The 18,761-nt window shown below is 56.5% G+C and carries 17 protein-coding genes; 2 read left to right on the top strand and 15 right to left on the bottom strand.

All coding sequences use genetic code 11. The features are described from left to right. The 11 genes from L0H14_RS04700 to L0H14_RS04650 form a co-directional block, all read right to left on the bottom strand. Window positions 1-518, bottom strand: a 518-nt coding sequence (locus tag L0H14_RS04700) for a histidine phosphatase family protein (protein ID WP_301421433.1), incomplete at its 3' end; no start/stop codon positions are given. A gap of 36 nt (window positions 519-554) precedes the next feature. Continuing rightward, window positions 555-920 carry a ribosome silencing factor gene (rsfS, locus tag L0H14_RS04695; protein WP_301418557.1) on the bottom strand — a complete coding sequence of 122 codons (366 nt, stop codon included), beginning with the start codon at window positions 918-920 and terminating at the stop codon, window positions 555-557. Between the two features lie 14 nt (window positions 921-934). Beyond that, entirely contained in the window at window positions 935-2,296 is a 1,362-nt protein-coding gene (locus tag L0H14_RS04690; RefSeq protein WP_301421432.1) for a hypothetical protein, read from the bottom strand. Continuing rightward, entirely contained in the window at window positions 2,289-2,981 is a 693-nt protein-coding gene (nadD, locus tag L0H14_RS04685; RefSeq protein ID WP_301418553.1) for a nicotinate-nucleotide adenylyltransferase, read from the bottom strand. Before nadD ends, L0H14_RS04690 begins: the two co-directional genes overlap by 8 nt. 7 nt (window positions 2,982-2,988) lie before the next feature. Continuing rightward, window positions 2,989-3,195 carry a hypothetical protein gene (locus tag L0H14_RS04680; RefSeq protein ID WP_301418551.1) on the bottom strand — a complete coding sequence of 69 codons (207 nt, stop codon included), beginning with the start codon at window positions 3,193-3,195 and terminating at the stop codon, window positions 2,989-2,991. Window positions 3,196-3,279: 84 nt separating this feature from the next. Further along, window positions 3,280-4,554, bottom strand: a complete 1,275-nt coding sequence (locus L0H14_RS04675) for a glutamate-5-semialdehyde dehydrogenase (protein ID WP_301418549.1) — start codon at window positions 4,552-4,554, stop codon at window positions 3,280-3,282. A gap of 21 nt (window positions 4,555-4,575) precedes the next feature. Further along, window positions 4,576-5,742, bottom strand: coding sequence for a glutamate 5-kinase (proB, locus tag L0H14_RS04670; protein WP_336621690.1), 1,167 nt, complete (start codon window positions 5,740-5,742; stop codon window positions 4,576-4,578). A 12-nt stretch (window positions 5,743-5,754) separates the two neighbouring features. Further along, complete coding sequence (gene obgE / locus L0H14_RS04665; RefSeq protein WP_301418547.1) at window positions 5,755-7,320, bottom strand: GTPase ObgE; 1,566 nt, start codon at window positions 7,318-7,320, stop codon at window positions 5,755-5,757. 94 nt (window positions 7,321-7,414) lie between these two features. After that, window positions 7,415-7,672: a 50S ribosomal protein L27 gene (gene rpmA, locus L0H14_RS04660; RefSeq protein WP_301418545.1), complete on the bottom strand. Its 258-nt coding sequence runs from the start codon at window positions 7,670-7,672 to the stop codon at window positions 7,415-7,417. A gap of 36 nt (window positions 7,673-7,708) precedes the next feature. Beyond that, on the bottom strand, window positions 7,709-8,017 hold the full coding sequence (gene rplU / locus L0H14_RS04655; protein ID WP_301418543.1) for a 50S ribosomal protein L21: 309 nt from the start codon (window positions 8,015-8,017) through the stop codon (window positions 7,709-7,711). A gap of 165 nt (window positions 8,018-8,182) precedes the next feature. After that, complete coding sequence (locus L0H14_RS04650) at window positions 8,183-10,915, bottom strand: Rne/Rng family ribonuclease (RefSeq protein WP_301418541.1); 2,733 nt, start codon at window positions 10,913-10,915, stop codon at window positions 8,183-8,185. A 353-nt stretch (window positions 10,916-11,268) separates the two neighbouring features. Between L0H14_RS04650 and L0H14_RS04645 the strand changes: the two genes are divergently transcribed. After that, window positions 11,269-11,886, top strand: coding sequence for a vitamin K epoxide reductase family protein (locus tag L0H14_RS04645; RefSeq protein WP_301418539.1), 618 nt, complete (start codon window positions 11,269-11,271; stop codon window positions 11,884-11,886). 7 nt (window positions 11,887-11,893) lie between these two features. Then, entirely contained in the window at window positions 11,894-12,559 is a 666-nt protein-coding gene (locus L0H14_RS04640) for an NUDIX hydrolase (RefSeq protein WP_301418537.1), read from the top strand. A gap of 86 nt (window positions 12,560-12,645) precedes the next feature. Here the strand turns inward: L0H14_RS04640 and ndk are convergent, their stop codons facing one another. The 4 genes from ndk to ileS form a co-directional block, all read right to left on the bottom strand. Further along, a complete protein-coding gene (gene ndk / locus L0H14_RS04635; RefSeq protein WP_301418535.1) occupies window positions 12,646-13,065 on the bottom strand; it encodes a nucleoside-diphosphate kinase in 420 nt (139 codons plus the stop codon). Between the two features lie 61 nt (window positions 13,066-13,126). Next, the gene (locus tag L0H14_RS04630; RefSeq protein WP_301418533.1) at window positions 13,127-13,606 is read right to left on the bottom strand and encodes a DUF4233 domain-containing protein; all 480 of its coding nucleotides are present in this window, start codon (window positions 13,604-13,606) and stop codon (window positions 13,127-13,129) included. Beyond that, entirely contained in the window at window positions 13,599-15,077 is a 1,479-nt protein-coding gene (locus L0H14_RS04625) for a folylpolyglutamate synthase/dihydrofolate synthase family protein (RefSeq protein WP_301418532.1), read from the bottom strand. Before L0H14_RS04625 ends, L0H14_RS04630 begins: the two co-directional genes overlap by 8 nt. Beyond that, window positions 15,077-18,448: an isoleucine--tRNA ligase gene (ileS, locus tag L0H14_RS04620; protein WP_301418561.1), complete on the bottom strand. Its 3,372-nt coding sequence runs from the start codon at window positions 18,446-18,448 to the stop codon at window positions 15,077-15,079. The genes L0H14_RS04625 and ileS overlap by 1 nt, the downstream gene beginning before the upstream one ends. Between the last annotated feature and the right edge of the window lie 313 nt (window positions 18,449-18,761).

The following is an 18,761-nucleotide window of genomic DNA, read 5'->3' as shown; positions in this document are numbered from 1 at the left end:
AGTCGTGGCACCGTCGCATAGTCTTCGTCGTCACGTCCGGTCAGCAAGTGTGCGGCAGCACGCAACGTGTTGCCATGAGAAACAACGACGAGGACGTCGGCGTCGACTAATGCGGCGACGACAGCGTTTGCGGTACGGGTGCCAGATTCTCGAGGCGTTTCGCCACCCACTGGTCCTGAATCAAGTCCGGGTAGGCGAAACGCTGCGTGTTCGTCTGGCCATTCCTCAGCGATATCGGTGAAGACTAGGCCTTCCCAGGCTCCGCCGTCGGTCTCTTTGATATCCTCGACCGTCACCAGTTCAAGGTCGCGATCCCCCAGCATGATTCGACCGGTCTCATTGGCCCGAGCCAGCGGAGAAACGATCGCGGCATCGAATTCGGTGTGACTCCACCGGCGAGCTGCTTGTTTGGCTTGTACACGGCCGGCATCGTTGAGCAGGATGTCAGTTTGGCCCTGGTAGCGACCTTGCGCGTTCCAATCTGTTTCACCATGGCGGAGAAACACGAGTGTCTTCATCTTTGGGATGTCACCTATTCACTATGAGAAACGAGGTTATTCAGTGTCGGGGAGTTCGATCTGGGGAGCGTCTGACCAGAGACGATCTAGCGCATAGTTTGCGCGTTCCTCATCGTGCTGGACGTGGATAACGAAATGTCCGTAGTCCAAGAGCACCCAGCGACTTTCGGATTCTCCTTCGCGTCGGCTTGGTTTCAATTCAAGTTGTTCACGAAGGTCGTCTTCGATCTCATCGATGATTGATTTTACCTGTCGCTCGGTTGGTGCGGAGGCGAAGAAAAATGCGTCGGTGATACCGAGGCGTTCTGCGACATCCACGGCGGAGATGTTCTCGGCCTGCATGGATGCTGCGGCTTTCGACGCAATGGTGAGAGCGTCAAGTGTGGGTTCGGGTACGACCACGGAACTCCTTTTGTTCATCGAGTAAGCAGAATGAGTGCGATAATTAGCGCAATAATGCCGACCGCAAAGACGGCGATGGATATGGTCAGAATCAGGCGCTCGGGAGCTTCGGATTCTTTTGGATCCAAGGTGTCCAGTCCATGTGCTGAACTGGCCTCGAGCGGTTGTTCGGGTCCGGTGACCGGCAAAGCTGCTGTATCGGGCTGCTGCTCAAAGTGCGCAGCGAAATCCGGTTTAGTGTCCTCCGTTTTGGATTCTTCGGATTCGTCATTGCTGGACACTTCAAATGGACCGGTAATCATGGGGCCGCTGCTTGCACGGCGTGCTCGCCGCGAAGGTTGAGTCTCAGCTTCGTCGGCTGTATCGTCCGAGTTCGATTCCTCTTCAGGGACGCCGTCGTCTACCGGGGTCTCAGGGGCTGAAGGGACTTCAGGAGCATGCTGCACTTCGTTGTCCTGAGAATCTTCACCGTCGACGATCTCGATGCCCGAGGTTTCAAGTTCTTGCAGCTCTTGAGATTTTTCAGCGAGTTCTTTTTGCCGACGTAACAGCAAGGGATCAATGACATTGGGATTTTCCTGGCCCAGTTGAATAATTTCCTGGGTCAGGCGTTCGGTTTCATCGCGCAATTCGGCACGCCGAATTTCTAACGTATCCAGCCCTGACATGTCGGTAATTTCAACGGCCGATTCACCGTATCGTTCCCAGGTGGAAAGCACAACGGTATCTTCGGAAGCTTCAGACGTTGCTTCCTCGTCTTGCTGCTCTTCTAACGCCGCAGGTTCTTCTCCGACAGCAGGCAGTGGCGGTGGTGGCGCTTGCGGTGCGGTCGCACGACGCCCGGGCCTGGCTGGAGCAGCTTGCTGCTGTTCTTCCTGTTGCGCCTTCAGCGCTTCAATGTCGTCTTGACGTTCAGTTGAGGCACGGTGCGCATAGGCACGCGCTTCGCGACGGGAGCGCGGCTTGGGGTCGTGTGCTGATTCATCCCGACGCTTGGTGATGAGTGGCAGCATGCCGGTGGATGTTATTTGCGAGTCTGCGCGGCGCCGACGACGCGGTGCCACGGCTTCTTCAACAGGCGCGTCGACATCGGGCGGCGCGTCTATAGGCGTGGCTGCTGCTCGGCGTCCAAAGTTGTCATCCGGCCGTTGATCAAGCTGAGCCGGCTCTAGAGGGGCCTCGGTCGCTTCGCTTGCCGGTACGGGCTCGACTTTGGCTAGTGTCTCATGTGCCTGACGTTCCGCGCCGGCTGCGCGTTGCTGGCGGTCTTCTACTTCTTCTGCCCAGCGCTGGGCTTCTGCATCACGCAATTGGGCGCGTTCTTCGCGTTCACGTTGCAGCCGCAGTTCTCGGCGGGAAGGATAAGGATTACTCATCGTCTTCCTCCGGTCGATTGTTCAGTGATGCTGGCACGTAGGGGGCAATATTATGGCGGGAGAAGTCTCCCTTGTTGTCAACATACAACCCGTACTTGCCAATATATTGGACAACTCCATCGGGAACCAGATACCACACGGGTTTACCAGCGGCCACACGGTCACGGCAGTCGGTCGATGAGATGGCCATGGCTGGGATTTCCATGAGCGATACCTCATCGGACAGACCGAAGTCCGTGAGTTCGTGGCCCGGTCGGGATACGCCCACAAAGTGTGCTTTGCCCCAAAGCTGCTCGACGTCTTTCCAAGTCATGATTTGTTCCATGGCATCAGCACCTGTGATGAAGAATAAATCTGCATCGGGGCGCAGGGATTGAACGTCGTCCAACGTATCGGCCGTATATGTTTGGCCTGGTCGGTCGATGTCTACCCGAGACACAGAAAACCGTGGATTTGATGCAGTGGCGACCACGGTCATCAAATAGCGGTGTTCTGCCGGGGAGACTTCCTTATCCGATTTTTGCCAGGGTTGTCCGGTTGGAACAAAGACGACTTCGTCTAGGTCAAACTCTGCCGCAACTTCACTGGCTGCGACTAAGTGGCCATGGTGGATGGGGTCAAATGTACCACCCATAATGCCGAGGCGTGGTCGACGGACCGGTGGAGTGTGCGGAGTTTGAGTCACGGGCAAGTTAACGGTTTGCGGAGGTGGAGCCCTGCTGTGGCTGTCCGACGTCGGTTGATGCTGGAGCTTCGCGACGCAATGCTACGGAGCGTAGCGACATAATGGCCAACAGCAGGAACATCAGCGCAGCAAAAATCGCGAAACCGTATACCAGTGGGTCAAACGGCAGTTCTGTAACGGCGGCTTCTTCCGCTGCTGCTTGGAACAGTTGCATGGGTTTATTACTCCTGTACGTACGAGTGTTACTAGTGAACGAGCTTACCGAATTTTTCGGTCCAGATGGTAACGGTGTCGCGACCTAGTCACGGATCTGACCGTCACCCCGAAGAATCCATTTCGTTGAGGTCAGTTCTTCCAGCCCCATAGGTCCACGAGCATGCAGTTTCTGGGTAGAGATCCCGATTTCTGCGCCCAGACCGAACTGTCCGCCATCGGTAAAACGTGACGACGCATTCACCATCACCACGGCAGCATCGACCTCCGCCACGTACCGTTCCGCGTTGGAGAGGTTTTCCGTCACGATGACTTCGGTGTGGCCGGTCGAGTAGGTTTCAACGTGGTCCAACGCTTGATCGAGGTCGTCCACAATTTTTACCGACATCTGCATATCCAGGTATTCGGTTGACCAGTCTTCGTCGGTCGCTGCGACAGCGTCGGCAACCCACGTAGCTGCGGTTTGATCCACGTGCAGCACCACGCCTGCTTCCTGCAGGCTGTTCAGCACACTGACACCGGTTTCTTTCGCGTCCTTATGAATCAACACGGTTTCTGCTGCATTACAGACAGATGGCCGATGCGTTTTGGAGTTGAAAACAATATCCACGGCTTTTTCCGGATTTGCGGAGGCATCCACGAACACGTGGCCAACACCTGCGCCTGTTTCAATGACCGGTACGGCAGCGTTGTCGACGACTGCGCGGATCAGGCCGGGGCCCCCGCGTGGAATGAGTACGTCGACTCCCCCACGGTAGGTCATCAAGGAGTTCGCACCTTCGCGTCCCCACTGGTCGACGCCTTGAATGAGGTCTGCGGGCAGCCCACGTGATTCCAGTGCTTGTCGCAGCACCGAAATAGTCACGCCGTTCGTGGTTTCGGCAGCTGATCCACCGCGCAGAATGACGGCGTTACCGGATTTAATGCCGATACCAGCGATATCCACGGTGACATTTGGTCGAGCTTCATAGATTGCCCCGACGACGCCCAGCGGCACCCGAACCTGTTGCATTCGAATCCCATTGGGCAGGTTGTTGCCCCGCAGCACGTTGCCAATCGGATCCGGTAGGGCAGCCAAATCACCGAGGGCGGAAACCAAACCGTCGATGCGTTCATCGGTCAGCTGTAAACGATCCAGCATTGCTTCGGCGGTGTGCTGTTCTCTGCCGCGCTGTAGGTCTGTGGCATTCGCTTCTAGGATCGCAGCTCTGTTGGCGTCGATGGCTTCTGCCATGGCGGCCAGGGCGGCGTCCTTTTCGGTCCGAGAAGCCGAGGCTAGGCTCTTCTGCGCAGCACGTGCAGCCTTGGTGACCGCGGCAATTTGGGCGGTCACGGAATCAGAATCTAGTTGAGCAGTCATGATCGTATTGTAATCCTTGTTCTACCGGGTAAGAGTTGTCTGCTTCACAATGACCGTGTCGTCGGTATGCATGACGACGCGATCGTATTCGGGTCCCAGCTCGGTCCGCAGCTGGCGGGTCGACTTTCCGACCATGGCTGGAAGTTCATTGACAGAGTAGTTTGTCAGCCCACGGGCAACGACCATGCTCTTGGCGTTCACAACTTCCACCACATCGCCGGCTTCAAATGTGCCAGTCACGCCAATGAGACCTGCCGGCAGGAGCGAACGGTGACGCACGGTGATGGCTTCGACGGCACCGTCATCAATCATAATCTGGCCGCGTGAGACCGCCATATGTTGCAACCACGCGTTGCGGGCTGATTTTCGTTGGCCACGGGACTCGAACCAGGTGCCGATGTCTTGGCCGTCAATTGCGGCCTGGGCATTTTCCGCCGAGGTGAGGAAGGTTGGGATACCGGCATCGGTGGCAATTGATGCGGCTTGAAGTTTGGTAACCATACCGCCGGTGCCAATTTCCGACTCGGCATCGCCGACGGTAACGTGTGAAAGGTTCGCATCTGCCGAGACGTTAGCAATGCGTCGTGCCCCGGTCCGGGTTGGTGGCCCATCATAGAGTGCATCGACGTCGGATAATAAGAACAGGGCATCAGCTTTGACCACGGATGCCGCCAATGCTGCCAGTCGGTCGTTATCTCCGAAGCGAATCTCGTGGGTGGCGACCGCGTCGTTCTCGTTGACAACGGGGACGACACCCAGGTTCAGCAGTCGGTTGAGTGATCGAAACGCGTTGTTGTACTGCGTCCTGCGCATCAAGTCCTCTGCGGTGAGTAGTACCTGAGCCACGTTGATCGAGTGCTTCCAGAAGGACTCAGAGTATTGTGCCATCAGACGGCTCTGGCCAACGGCTGCTGCAGCCTGTTGGGTTGCGAGATCTCGTGGTCGTCTATCGAGGCCTAGCGGTTTGAATCCTGCGGCAATTGCACCGGACGAGACCACAATAACTTGGGCACCACCGTGGTAGAGCTGGCTGACCACGCGCGTGAGAGCGTCAATGGCTGATACAGAGACGCTGCCGTGTCCGTCGGTCAACGAAGATGAACCGACTTTGACGACGATGCGACGTGCCGCACGCAGTTTGGTGCGGTCGGTTACCGGGTTTGGCATAGCCAGGTTGTGGGTGGACACGCAGGATCTTTCTTATTCGTTGTCGGTTTCGTAATTGGTCCACAGCCCGGATCGACGTTCTTCTTCCATCTCGGTCTGGGTTGCGGCGCGAGCAGCTTTACGCTCGGCATATTCTTGACGTTTTTCTTCACGGGTTGGTCGTGCCCGGTCTTCGAATCGAGCATCCTGACCGCGGGGGCCAGAAAGGTGTTCGGCACCGGTGGTCATGGTTGGTTCCCAATCAAAGACCACTCCGAGGTCGTCGTCACCAATGACTACCGCATCGCCGGGTAGCGCCCCGGCGTCGAAGAGCGCCTTTTCAATACCCAGACGTTCCAACCGGTCTGCCAAATACCCAACGGCTTCGTCGTTATTGAAGTTCGTTTGTGCAACCCAGCGTTCTGGTTTGTCGCCCCGAATGCGGAACATCGGTTTGAGGCTGCGTTCCTCTTTGGTAAGGGTGAATTCCTGGGGCCGTCGACCGCGACGGCGGTGTTGCGGCTCAATGGTTATGGTCTCCGGGACAGCTTCGAGGGCTTCGGCTGCTTCAGCGTGCGCCTCTCTGGCTTCATTGACGAGTTCGGCCATCGCATATTTCAGCTGGTCGAGGCCTTTGCGGCTGACCGCAGAGATTTCAAAGACCCGCAGTCCACGGGATTCCAGTTCAGCTCGCGTCATGTCGGCCATGGCTTGCCCATCTGGCAGATCCACCTTATTGATGACCACCAGCTGTGGTCGTTCATCGAGTGGAATTAACTGCTCGCCGGCTTCGGTCAGGATGGGTTCGACCGCATAGGCTGCAAGTTCTTTCTCTAATGCGTCGTAGTCAGAGATCGGGTCCCTGTCGGACTCCAGTGTGCCTGCATCCAGAATGTGGACCAGAGCGTGAGTGCGTTCCACGTGGCGCAGAAATTCTAGACCCAAACCTTTGCCTTGTGACGCTCCTGGAATCAATCCCGGTACATCAGCTACGGTGAATCGGGTGCCACCGGCGTCGACAACACCAAGGTTTGGCACCAGCGTGGTGAAGGGATAGTCGGCGATTTTGGGCCGTGCCGCGGAAATGGCAGCAATCAGCGAAGACTTCCCTGCAGAGGGGAAACCCACCAGAGCAATATCTGCCACGGTTTTCAGTTCCAAGACCACACTGCGTTCTTCACCAGGGATACCCAGCAGTGCAAAACCAGGTGCTTTGCGCTTTGGTGAGGCCAGTGAAGCGTTCCCTGATCCCCCGGTCCCACCGTGGGCAAGGATCAGCTCTTCGTGTGGGGTGACGAGGTCGTGCAAGATATTACCGTCGGTGTCTTTGATGACGGTACCCACGGGTACGTGGAGATACAGTATTTCACCGTTTTTACCGTGTTGCAGGTCTCCGCGACCTGGTTCGCCGTTCGTGGCTTTGCGGTGGGGTTGGTGGTGAAAGTCCAACAGTGTGGTGACGTCGGGGTCAGCAACGATGACGACGTTGCCACCGTGCCCGCCGTTTCCGCCGTCGGGACCGCCGAGGGGCTTGAATTTTTCTCGACGCACGGAGGTCTCCCCGTGTCCACCGTCGCCTGCGGTGGCATGCACGGTCACATGATCAATGAATTGTGACATGGAGTTCCTCCAGGGATTTTAGTTGTAAAAACTCAAAGCGGGGACGGACCGGGGAGGTCCGCCCCCGCTGGAGCGTTAGAAATACGAAAGCTTCTTAGGCTTCAGCTGTGACGATGTCCACAACTTTGCGACCGCGACGGCTGCCAAATGCTACCGAACCGGCTTCCAGCGCAAACAGGGTGTGGTCTTTGCCAACACCGACGTTACGACCAGGGTGGAACTTGGTTCCACGCTGACGAACCAGAATTTCACCAGCGTTGACGTCTTGACCGCCGAAACGTTTCACACCAAGGAACTTGGCGTTGGAGTCACGACCGTTACGTGTGGAGCTAGCACCTTTTTTTGTTGCCATGAGTTAAATCCTTTACGAGTTCTTCCGATTCAAAGCTTACTTGATATCGGTGATCTTCACGCGGGTCTGGTTCTGACGGTGACCCTGACGCTTTTTGTAACCGGTCTTGTTTTTGTATTTCTGGATAACAATTTTCTTTCCACGGCTGTGATCAAGCACCTCTGCGGAAACAGTGACTTTTTCCAGATCTTTTTTATCTGAGGTAATCTTATCGCCATCAACCAGCATGAGGGCAGGCAGTTCGATGGAACTGCCAACATCTGCTGGGAGGCGATCTAGGACTACCAAGTCTCCTTTAGAGACTTTTTCCTGGCGTCCGCCAGCGCGTACAATCGCGTATGCCATTTGGACTCACTTCTCTCGACGTTAATCAAAAATTTTTGTTCAGCTGTATAACACCTGAGGGTATTGGCTAACGAGACAAGTTGCCGGATTGGAACGCCAACTGCCAGGCTTCACAGCACCAAACAAGCAGTTTAGCGCTTTTTGTCTCGTTCTCCAAATTGTTCATCAGCGTGGCGCACCCGGTGACGAAATTTCGTCGGCGGCCACGCCTACCCCCAAAATCGCAGACGATTTCACGGGCTTATCCTGCTTTTTCACCTGATCTGCGGCACTTGCAGCAAAGCTTTTGCCTTGCTGCTGTGCTTCAATCGAGGCTTGCTGGATATCTGTAGCACCGGTGGGTGATGTCGCGGCGCGACGACGCTTTGGTGCTGCTTCTTTGGTCTGCTGTGTTCCAGCATCCGAAGTTTTTGGTGTGTCAGCTGGCTTAGTGTCCTCAACAGCCTTGACGTTGCGCTGTTTGGGCTCCGCCTTCTGCTGCTGTTCTTGGCCGGTCTGTTGCTGCACGGTCGCCCGACGACGCTTGCGTCCACCACGGGATGATTCTTGATCAGACTGCTGCTCTTGTTGGTTGGAATCCTGTTGCGTGGATTCCTCCTGTTGAGAGCTCTGCTGTTTCGCAGCTGTCTGCTGATCTTGTGAGGAATTTCCACGTCGATTCCGACGGCGATCACCGCGACGACGCTGACGCCAGGAGTTCCCACTGGAATCCTTGGACTGGTCTTCTGAAGATTCTCCCTCTTGGCCATTGGTTGCGGCAGCAATCGAGGCAATGGCATTACGGGTCTGTTCGGCCTTTTCAGTGGGCGCAGTGTCGTCTGAGGACTGCTCCGGTGTTTCAGCATCGTTGGGCTGCCCCTGAGGCTGCTGGTCCTTATTCCGACGGCGATTACGGCGTGCACCCACATCTCCGCCCCGACGACGCTGCGAGGAGTCATACGGCTTGCCGCGTTCAACAGGCTCTTCTTGGACGACGATGCCCCGGCCTGCGCAGTGCTCACAGGTATGTGAGAACACTTCTACCAGGCCAGTGCCCATACGTTTACGGGTCATCTGGACTAGGCCAAGAGAGGTCACTTCCGCGACCTGGTGACGTGAACGGTCCCGTCCTAGGCATTCCACTAAGCGGCGCACCACGAGATCCCTATTGGATTCGAGCACCATATCGATGAAGTCAACGACGATAATGCCGCCGATATCGCGCAGGCGGAGCTGCCGAACAATTTCTTCGGCTGCTTCCAAGTTATTCTTGGTGACGGTTTCTTCAAGGTTTCCGCCCGAGCCGGTGAACTTCCCGGTGTTCACGTCGACAACAGTCATAGCCTCGGTGCGGTCAAAGACCAGTGAGCCACCGGATGGCAGGTTTACCTTGCGCTCAAGCGCCTTGTGGAGTTGTTCGTCCAGGCGATGATGTCCAAAGAGATCCATGCCGTTATATGCTTTTGGATCCCACTTCTCTAAGCGATCTAGCAAGTCAGGCGCTACGTAGGTGACATACGCTTCGATCTTGTCCCAGACTTCGTCACCTTCGACGATCATCTTGGTGAAGTCCTCATTGAAGACATCGCGGACAACTTTGATCGTCAAATCTGGTTCGGAGTGCAGCGGTTCAGGAGCCACAATCTTATTGGACTTCGAGAGCTCTTCGATTTCTTCCCACTGCACGCGCAGTCGGTTGATGTCGTTGAGTAGCTCCTCTTCAGCGATACCTTCAGCTGCCGTCCGGACGATGACGCCCGTCTTATTTGGCAGGTGTTCTTTGAGGATCGATTTGAGACGGTTGCGTTCAGTATCCGGTAGCTTGCGTGAAATACCGGTCATGGTGCCACCAGGCACATACACCAGGTAGCGACCTGGGAGGGAAACCTGTGCGGTCAGTCGCGCACCTTTGTGCCCGACCGGGTCTTTAGTGACCTGCACAAGCACGGAGTCACCGGACTTCAGTGCGTTCTCAATTTTTTTCGCTTTGCCGTCCAACTGGGCGGTATCCCAGTTGACTTCACCGGCATATAGGACGGCGTTACGACCGCGGCCGATATCAACGAAGGCTGCTTCCATGGATGGCAGCACGTTTTGTACCTTGCCGAGGTACACGTTGCCAATGAGTGAATCCTGTTGGGTGTTGGAGACGAAGTGTTCGGCAAGTACGCCATCTTCCAGGACCGCAATCTGAATACGGTTGTCGCGCTGGCGAACCATCATCTTGCGTTCAACGGATTCGCGGCGTGCTAAGAACTCAGCTTCTGAAACCACTGCGTTCTTGCGACGCCCACGACGCGACGTGCGACGACGCTGGCGTTTTGCTTCGAGACGAGTGGAGCCACGCAGTGAGGTGACTTCATCTGGACCACTGGTTGACGCTTGACGCGGTGCACGAACCCGAGTGACGGTGTGTTCCGGATCGTCTTCGCCGCCACCGTCCATCTCTAGATCAACATTGCCGCGGCGACGTCTGCGACGACGATGTGAAACGGTGGTCTGATCGTCATCCTGCTCGGTTGCCCTTTGGCCATCGTCACGTTGACCTCGAGGTGAGCGTTGTGTGGCTCTATCGTCCTGTGCCCCATCTTGATCGTCGTCCTGGGCGACATGCTTGTCGTCCTGGCCGTCGTCATCGCTGGAGGTGTTGTCGCCCTTAGTGTTTCGACGAGAGGACTGTCGCTGGTTGTTTCGCTTCGAGTTACGCTGATTCCGCTGTCCGCCGCGACCACCATTGGTATTGCTGCGGTCGTCATCGTCGTCATCGTGACGCTCCGGCTGACGACGACGGACCGGAACCTGTGAGTAGTCCGGTGCTTGAAAGACCAAGGCGGTCGGATCATCGGGCATCGTGGTCCCGGTGTTCGCTACCTCTTGAGCAGGGTCAGTCTGTACTTGCGTGTTATCGGCAGCTGGCATGCTGCGCCTCCCGGGCCTAAGCGCGATCCGCACTCATCGCGGTTAGACCAAATTCGGTTGTACGTACGCCAGTATGGCTTGTACGCACCTAGAAAAAGCCTAATATGAACCGGCCTGTGCCGGAGCCAGCAGAAGCGTTCAAGACAATTCAATAAAACTTCAGGTGTTTACCGTCGGGGGATTCGACATCTCTTTCACGATGGAATCGACCTTCGCAACCGGTAAACCATAAAGCTTCCGCAGGACCAACACGGGTGTGCGTGCCCGTAGAGGTCTCCACTATTGTGACATACTTTTGGCCAAAAGCCGGTATTTGCTGCGCGCACTCAGCTATCGGCCCTATACTGAGCCGCGTGAATACCGCAGCGAAACTCACCAACGAAGGCGATGCACTCCCCTGGTACGCCAGGAGTTTTGGCGTCGCCATGGTCCTCCTGGTTTCCGGGATGATCGGCATGATCGCTACCCTCGTGCTCACCTATGAGCGCGTCCAGTTATGGATGGATCCTGGCTACGTCACATCGTGCGATGTCAACGTATGGGTCTCGTGTGGGACCGTCATGGAATCTTGGCAAGCATCGCTCTTCGGATTTTCCAATCAATTTATTGGCATCATTGGTTTTGCGATCGTCATTACCATCGGCCTGGCCATACTCGGCGGTGCCCGATTTGCGACCTGGTGGTGGCACGCGACCTCGATCGGGCTGAGTTTAGCCATGATCTTCTGTTTGTGGCTATGGACACAGGCCGTGTACGTCATCAACACCCTGTGCTTGTACTGCATGATCGTCTGGGTCGTCACTATCCCCGCAGCCATCTTGGTGCTTGCGCGAAATGTATCGCACGATTTGATCAAAGTCACACCACGGACGAAGATGATAATAACGACGGCCGCCTGGCCGACGATCATCCTCTTCTATGTGGTGATCGGTGCATCGATTGTGCTGCGCTTCGGCGAAGCAATGTTTTAGGACAGTTGTGGACGAAAAGAAATTCAACAGCATGGCCCGCCCCGAGCTGACACACCCCTATGTGGCTTCGAAACAAGCCGCATCCGTGATTATGCTTCGTCAGGCTACGGGCGGCAAACTCGAAGTCTATGTGCAGCATCGTGCAACCACCATGGACTTTGCTGCCGGTGCGGTGGTCTTTCCTGGTGGGCGCACCGATGCCGAAGACTCTGTTTTCAAGTTCGAAGAAGATGCCCAGCCGGTCCTACTCGAACACGTTAATGGCTGGCAACGGACGTCGTTGGGTTCCAATAACCGGGATAGAGCCCTGTCGAATTCTTCGATGATGCTACGAACCGGTTTGCGTGAGGTTGAAGAGGAAACCGGTGTTGGGCTGCAACCCCACATACTTCGTCCCTGGGGCAACCTCATCACTCCGGTGGGCTACCCGAAACGTTTCGATACTTTCTTTTTCTTGGCTACGCCGGATGACGATGTCTTGCCGGAGAACATTACGACCGAGGCTGTTTCGGCAGATTGGCACTCCATCGAATCCATTTTGGACGACGCCGAGGCAGAACGTCTTGCCCTCATGCGTCCAACGAAGTTCTTACTCATGGATATTCTTGAGCAGAACACCATTGATGACCTGCTGAGCCGAGACCCGGTTGTCCAGCCCATTCGCGGGCTCTAAGCGCCCCAGAATATCGGGGAGTTTTCCTTAGAAACAGTGAAGGCACCGGAGTGGTTTCCGGTGCCCTGTTGCTGTACGTATTGCAGTTAGCCGAACCAGATGTCGATCTCACGCTCAGCCGACAGTGTCGAGTCCGAGGCGTGGATAAGGTTTTTCTGTACGCCTTCGCCCCAGTCGCGGCCGAGGTCACCACGGATGGTTCCTGGCTCAGCCAACGTCGGATCTGAGATACCTGCGAGTGCGCGGATTCCTTCGATGACTCGTTCACCTTCGACGATGGCGGCAACGACAGGGCCTTCGGCCATGAAGTTTACGAGCGGCTCAAAGAAGTCTTTTCCTTCGTGCTCTTCATAGTGTTCCACGAGCATCTGGTGGGAAGCCTGGAGCATGCTCAGCTCAACAATTTGGTAACCCTTGCGCTCGATGCGTGACAGAATTTCACCGGTGAGTCCGCGCTCTACGGCGTCAGGTTTGACGAGTACAAGTGTGCGTTCAGGCTGGCTCATGACTACCTCATTCATCAGGTGCGTTGGCTAGTGCGGTTTGCGCTACCGTACCTGATCATACCTAAAGGTCTTCTGGTTCCGAACCATGTTCCTGCTCCCAAGCCAGTTGTTCTTGCTCACGTTGGTGCTTCTCTTTGTCGATCTGTCGGCCCTTGACGACGGCGTACCACCAGGCACCGGCAAACAGTACCCCGACGAGGAAGCCCAAGGGTTCTAAGAATCCTGAAATAATGAGCAGCGCCTGGATGATCCAACCGATGGTAAGGCCCAGCGGTTTCGTAACCATCCGAGCGGTACCTCCGGCAATGACGGCCAGCACCAGGCTGCCAATAAGCATCCAGATGCCGCCGCTGTCCTGGTTCAGGCCGTACAGCATCAGCCCAAAGAACGCGATAACGAACGCTTCACCATACAGCACTGTGGAAGTGAACAGCACCATGATGGAGCGTTCTTTCTTCTGTTGTCCGGGTTGCCATTCACGCTGAGATTTGGTTTCCCGCTGGGGGCGCCAAGGTTCTTGAGCCTGTGGTTTGTCAGACACCGTCATCCTCCTGATCATCCTCATCGAAGAACGCGCTGAAGTCATCATGACCGGCCACGTCAACACCGGCATCAGCGCTTTCTGTTTGGGCGCCTAACAGTTCACGCACCTGACCCACCAGAGTAATCGAACCGGTCACCAGTACGCCCGCTCCCCCGGTACCTGCGGTCAGGGTCTTGCCGGCGTCTTGAACTTTCGCATCGACGTCGCGAACACCGCGGACGCTCCAGGCGATGGCATCGATTGCGGATTCTGTGGTGAAAAGTTGGTCTTCATCCCAGCCTGCATCCAGTGCGATTTCTTTGAGCGCTTCGGCACCAATAGCTCGTGGGGAGTTGGACTGGGTGATAGCCAAATGGTCTATCTCATCGCCAAAGTGGTCAAATAGTGCCGTCAGTATCCCCAGGGCATCTTTATCGTCGAGAATACCGACGACGAGTCCCAAAGCCGAGAAATTGAAGGTTTCGCGCATGGTGGCAGCGGTTGCTTCAATACCCTGTGGGTTGTGTGCGGCGTCGATGACCAGCGACGGGTTGGTTCTCAAAAGTTCAAGGCGTCCCGGACTGGTGACCTGTGCCAGGCCATCCTGGAGCACCTCTTGGTTCAGCGCCTGTTCCCCGGCGCCGAGGAAGGCTTCCAGCGTGGCGATTGCAACAGCAAGGTTTTGCACCTGGTGAGCGCCGTGCAGCGGCAGGAACAGTCCGTTGTAGTCGGCCGTAATGCCCTGAATGGAGACCTGTTGGCCACCGACGGCAACAGCACGGTCAGTGATTCCAAATTCAACGTTCTCAAATTTGAAGTTCGCCTGCTTTTCTCGGGCGGCTTCGAGCAGCACCTGGGCGGCCTCGGGATCTTGGGCCGCCGAGATGAGATACCCGTCGTCTTTGATAATCCCAGATTTTTCCACCGCGATGACTCCGGGTGTATCCCCCAGGAGGTCTGCGTGGTCGACGGCGATCGGGGTGACAACCGATACCTGGGCATCAGCAACATTGGTGGCATCGGTAATGCCACCAAGACCGACCTCTAGCACCATGACATCGACGGGGGCATCCGCGAAGACGGCAAAGCCCAGTGCGGTCACGGTTTCAAAATAGGTGAGCTTCTGCTCGCCGGCCTCCTCGAGTTGTGCATCGATGATGTCGATCAACGGTGCGATCTCGTTCCAAATCCGTACGAAAGTGTCGTCGTCGACCGGCTGGCCGTCCAGGGTGATCCGTTCGGTGACCTTGGAAAGGTGTGGTGATGTGTAGCGTCCGGTGCGCAGCCCGTGGGCGATGAGCACCTGTTCGATGATCCGGGCCGTGGTCGTTTTCCCGTTGGTACCGGTCAGGTGAATGACGGGTGCGCTGGTCTGGGGGTCACCCAGCAGGGACATGATGTCGCGCATGGGTTGCATGCGGGGCTCCATTTTGTTTTCAGGAGCCCGCGATAACAGGTGTTCATAGACCTGTTGGGCGGTTTCAAACATTAGGCGTCGACTTTCTTGACGGTGACTTCTACGGCTTTGGTGGCGTCATCGGCGAACGATTCGCGTGGATCTGGCGCGTCAGTTGCTTCGAACGTCACCTGCAGCGAGAGGGTTTCATGACTGATTAGTGTCTCGTGTGCTCGGATGGCCTCGATAACGGTTTCGGGGCCGCTGATGGAAGCGTGAATACGGTCGGAGACGTCGAGGTCAGCATCGCGGCGAGCCGACTGCACAGCACGGATAACGTCGCGGGCCGCGCCTTCAGCAGCCAACGTTTCGTCCACGGCGGTGTTGAGTAATACGAATCCTGCCGGGATCACGGCAACTGCGGATTCAGGGTTCTCTGGATCGTTTTCCACCACGGTCGACAGTGTGTATTCGGCTGGTTCCAGTGCAATGCCGCCGGCTACCACTGTGCCGTCGTTTGGAACGGTCCAGTCGTCAGATTTGGAGGCTTTGATGACGGTTTGAACGTCCTTGCCTAGGCGTGGTCCGGCGGCTCGGGCATTGACGGTCAGTTGCTGGGAGATACCGAAGTCTTCTGCCGAGGTGTTGGCCACGTCCACGAGCTTAACGCTCTTCAGGTTCAGCTCATCCGACAGGATGTCGGTAAATGCCTGCGTGAAACGTTCAACGTGCGGTACAACGACGGTCAGCTCGGCCAGCGGCAAACGGACGCGACGGTTCGCGCCTTTTCGAAGTGATGACGCCGAAGAAGCGATCGTACGTACCAGTTCCATCGTTTCTTGCAGTGCGACGGCGTCGTCACCGGATGGGAACAAGTCAGCATCCGGGTAATCGGTCAGGTGCACCGAGCGGCCACCGGTCAGACCACGCCATACTTCCTCTGCCACAAGCGGCATAAGCGGTGCTGCCGCGCGGGAGAAGGCTTCGAGCACGGTGTAGAGGGTGTCCAACGCCTGAGTATCTTCGGCGAAGAACCGCTGACGCGAACGGCGAATGTACCAGTTCGTCATCGTATCCATGTAGGTACGAATGGTGTCAGTGGCAGCGGAAACGTTGTAGTCGTCCAGTGCGGCCTTTACGTCGCGCAGCATCGTGCCGGTAGCGGCCAGAATGTACTGGTCCAGTGGGTCGGTAGATTCGTAACGCAATTGCGCTTCGTAACCACCCGGACGGTTACCGCCATCGGTGGCTGAGTTGGCGTAGAGGCTAAAGAAGTGCCACACGTTCCAGGCCGGCAAAATGGCCTGGCGGGCGGCTTCGCGAATGCCCTCTTCTGTGACGATCAAGTTGCCACCGCGCAGAATGGGTGAAGCCATGAGGAACCAGCGCATGGCGTCGGACCCGTCACGGTCCAGCACCTCGTTGACATCAGGGTAGTTCTGCAGCGACTTGGACATCTTGTTGCCGTCCGAGCCGAGCACGATGCCGTGAGAGATCACGTTTTTGAATGCCGGGCGGTTGAACAGGGCGGTGCCCAGCACGTGCATCGTGTAGAACCAGCCCCGAGTTTGGCCAATGTATTCAACGATGAAGTCCGCGGGGTTGTGGGTGTCGAACCATTCCTTATGCTGCATCGGGTAATGCACCTGGGCATAGGGCATAGAACCGGAGTCGAACCATACATCCAAGACGTCTTCAACGCGGCGCATCATCGATTTACCGGTTGGGTCATCGGGGTTTGGTCGGACCAGTTCGTCGATCCAGGGGCGGTGCAGGTCGATCTCGCCCTCGGCGTTGCGTGGTAGCTCGCCGAAGGCTTCTTGGATTTCGTCGAGGGAGCCGTAGACCTCAAGTCGCGGGTAGTTTGGGTCATCGGATTCCCATACGGGGATGGGTGAACCCCAGTAGCGGTTTCTGGAAATCGACCAGTCTCGAGCGTTTTCCAGCCATTTGCCGAACTGGCCGTGCTTCACGTTGCCCGGGATCCAGTTGATCTCTTCGTTGTGGCGCAACATGTCGTCTTTGAATTCGGTGACTTTGACATACCAGGAGGTAATAGCACGGTAGATCAACGGTGTGCGGCAACGCCAGCAGTGCGGGTAGGAGTGCTCATAGGACTGTTCAGTCAGCAGTGAGCCCTGCGCGCGCAATGCCCGAATGATAGTGCGGTTGGCTTCGAACACTTGGACGCCGGCGATATCTTTCAGTGCGCCGCCACCGACGGTTTCATCACCGAAAAGTGGCAGGAATTTTGCGCCCTCATCCACGGACAGGACTACGGGGATACCGTGAGCTTCATTGACCCGCTGGTCTTCTTCACCGTAGGCGGGTGCCTGGTGTACCAGGCCGGTACCGTCTTCGGTCGAAACATAGTCGTCGGCCAGGATACGGAAGGCGTTTTCGGTGCCGTACGTTTCAGCATCGACAAAGTAGGTGAACAGTGGCTCATAGACCAGGCCGGCCAGTTGTGAACCGGTGTAGGTGGCAGTAATTTCGGCGGCGGCGGCTTCGGCATCCGCATAGCCCAGTGCTTTGGCATGTGCACCAACCCGGTCGGTGGCCAACAGGACCCTTTGCGTACTGAAGGTATCCACTTCGGCTGCGGCAACCGGGACCACTGCGTAATCGATGTCTGGGCCGGCGGCCACAGAGAAGTTGGTCGGAAGCGTCCAGGGCGTAGTGGTCCAGGCCAGTACGCCCACACCTTTGAGGGACTCAGCGATTTCCTGGGTGGCGCCGCCGTTTGGGATCAGCTCTGCATCACGTGGTAGGCCGGTAATCGTAAATTGAACGGTGACCGACGGGTCCTGACGCATTTTGTAGACGTCGTCGTCCATCCGCAGTTCGTGGTTTGACAGCGGGGTTTCGTCATTCCAGCAGTATGGAAGGACACGGAAACCGCGGTATGTTAGGTCGCGCTCGTGCAAGGTTTTGAACGCCCAGATGACCGATTCCATAAACGACGGATTCAGGGTCTTATAGTCATTTTCGAAGTCGGCCCAGCGTGCCATGCGGTTGATGTATTGTTCCCACTCTTTGGTGTATTCCAACACCGAAGCGCGGCAGGCATCGTTAAACTTATCGATGCCCATTTCTTCAATTTCGGCCTTGTCAGTCATACCTAGCTGTTTCATGGCCTCGAGCTCGGCGGGGAGCCCGTGGGTATCCCAACCGAAACGGCGTTCCACCCGGCGGCCCTGTTGAGTCTGATAGCGGGCGACCAAGTCTTTGACGTAGCTGGTCAACAGGTGGCCATAGTGTGGCAGACCATTGGCAAACGGTGGGCCGTCGTAGAACACGAATTCGTTGTTCTCGCCGTCCACTTCTGCTGGACGGTTCTCTATCGATGCTTTGAAGGTGCCGTCTTCATCCCAGTATTTGAGAATCGATTCTTCGATCGTGGGCAGATTGGGCGTAGAGGGGGTGGAACCAGATTTGACCCACCCTTGTTGGGAACTTGCCAGAGGGTACACAGTTACCTTCCTTGCATCGACTTCGTCACTCGGTCTGCAAGGACGCCTTTGGCGCGGTACCACCCTGCTTATCTTGGGACCCAAGATCGCTTATTGCAGCTGTATCGGGCTGACCCGTTCGGTTCTACTAGGCTGACGCCGTTCTTCCGAAGCACTCCCCGATGATGGTCGGATCGTTGCGCAATCATCCCTAGCTTACAACAATTTCAACAAGCGCCTCTACGTCGTCTTCCACGTTTTCAGCGACGGGATGACAAGTCCAATAACTGCAGTCTGGCGGGTGTTCGTCCGATCCTGCCAACGC

The organism is Yaniella sp. (assembly GCF_030453185.1).
GTDB lineage: Bacteria > Actinomycetota > Actinomycetes > Actinomycetales > Micrococcaceae > Yaniella.
Note: the sequence above shows the minus strand (reverse complement) of the source record. Positions and strands in the feature narration are given on the sequence as shown.

Coding starts and splice junctions, on each gene's coding strand:
- L0H14_RS04680 (WP_301418551.1), bottom strand. CDS start 3,195: ATGCAACTGTTCCAAGCAGCAGCGGAAGAAGCCGCCGTTACAGAACTG.
- L0H14_RS04625 (WP_301418532.1), bottom strand. CDS start 15,077: ATGTTTGAAACCGCCCAACAGGTCTATGAACACCTGTTATCGCGGGCT.
- L0H14_RS04650 (WP_301418541.1), bottom strand. CDS start 10,915: ATGCCAGCTGCCGATAACACGCAAGTACAGACTGACCCTGCTCAAGAG.
- L0H14_RS04675 (WP_301418549.1), bottom strand. CDS start 4,554: ATGACTGCTCAACTAGATTCTGATTCCGTGACCGCCCAAATTGCCGCG.
- rplU (WP_301418543.1), bottom strand. CDS start 8,017: ATGGCATACGCGATTGTACGCGCTGGCGGACGCCAGGAAAAAGTCTCT.
- rpmA (WP_301418545.1), bottom strand. CDS start 7,672: ATGGCAACAAAAAAAGGTGCTAGCTCCACACGTAACGGTCGTGACTCC.
- obgE (WP_301418547.1), bottom strand. CDS start 7,320: ATGTCACAATTCATTGATCATGTGACCGTGCATGCCACCGCAGGCGAC.
- ndk (WP_301418535.1), bottom strand. CDS start 13,065: ATGAGCCAGCCTGAACGCACACTTGTACTCGTCAAACCTGACGCCGTA.
- L0H14_RS04690 (WP_301421432.1), bottom strand. CDS start 2,296: ATGAGTAATCCTTATCCTTCCCGCCGAGAACTGCGGCTGCAACGTGAA.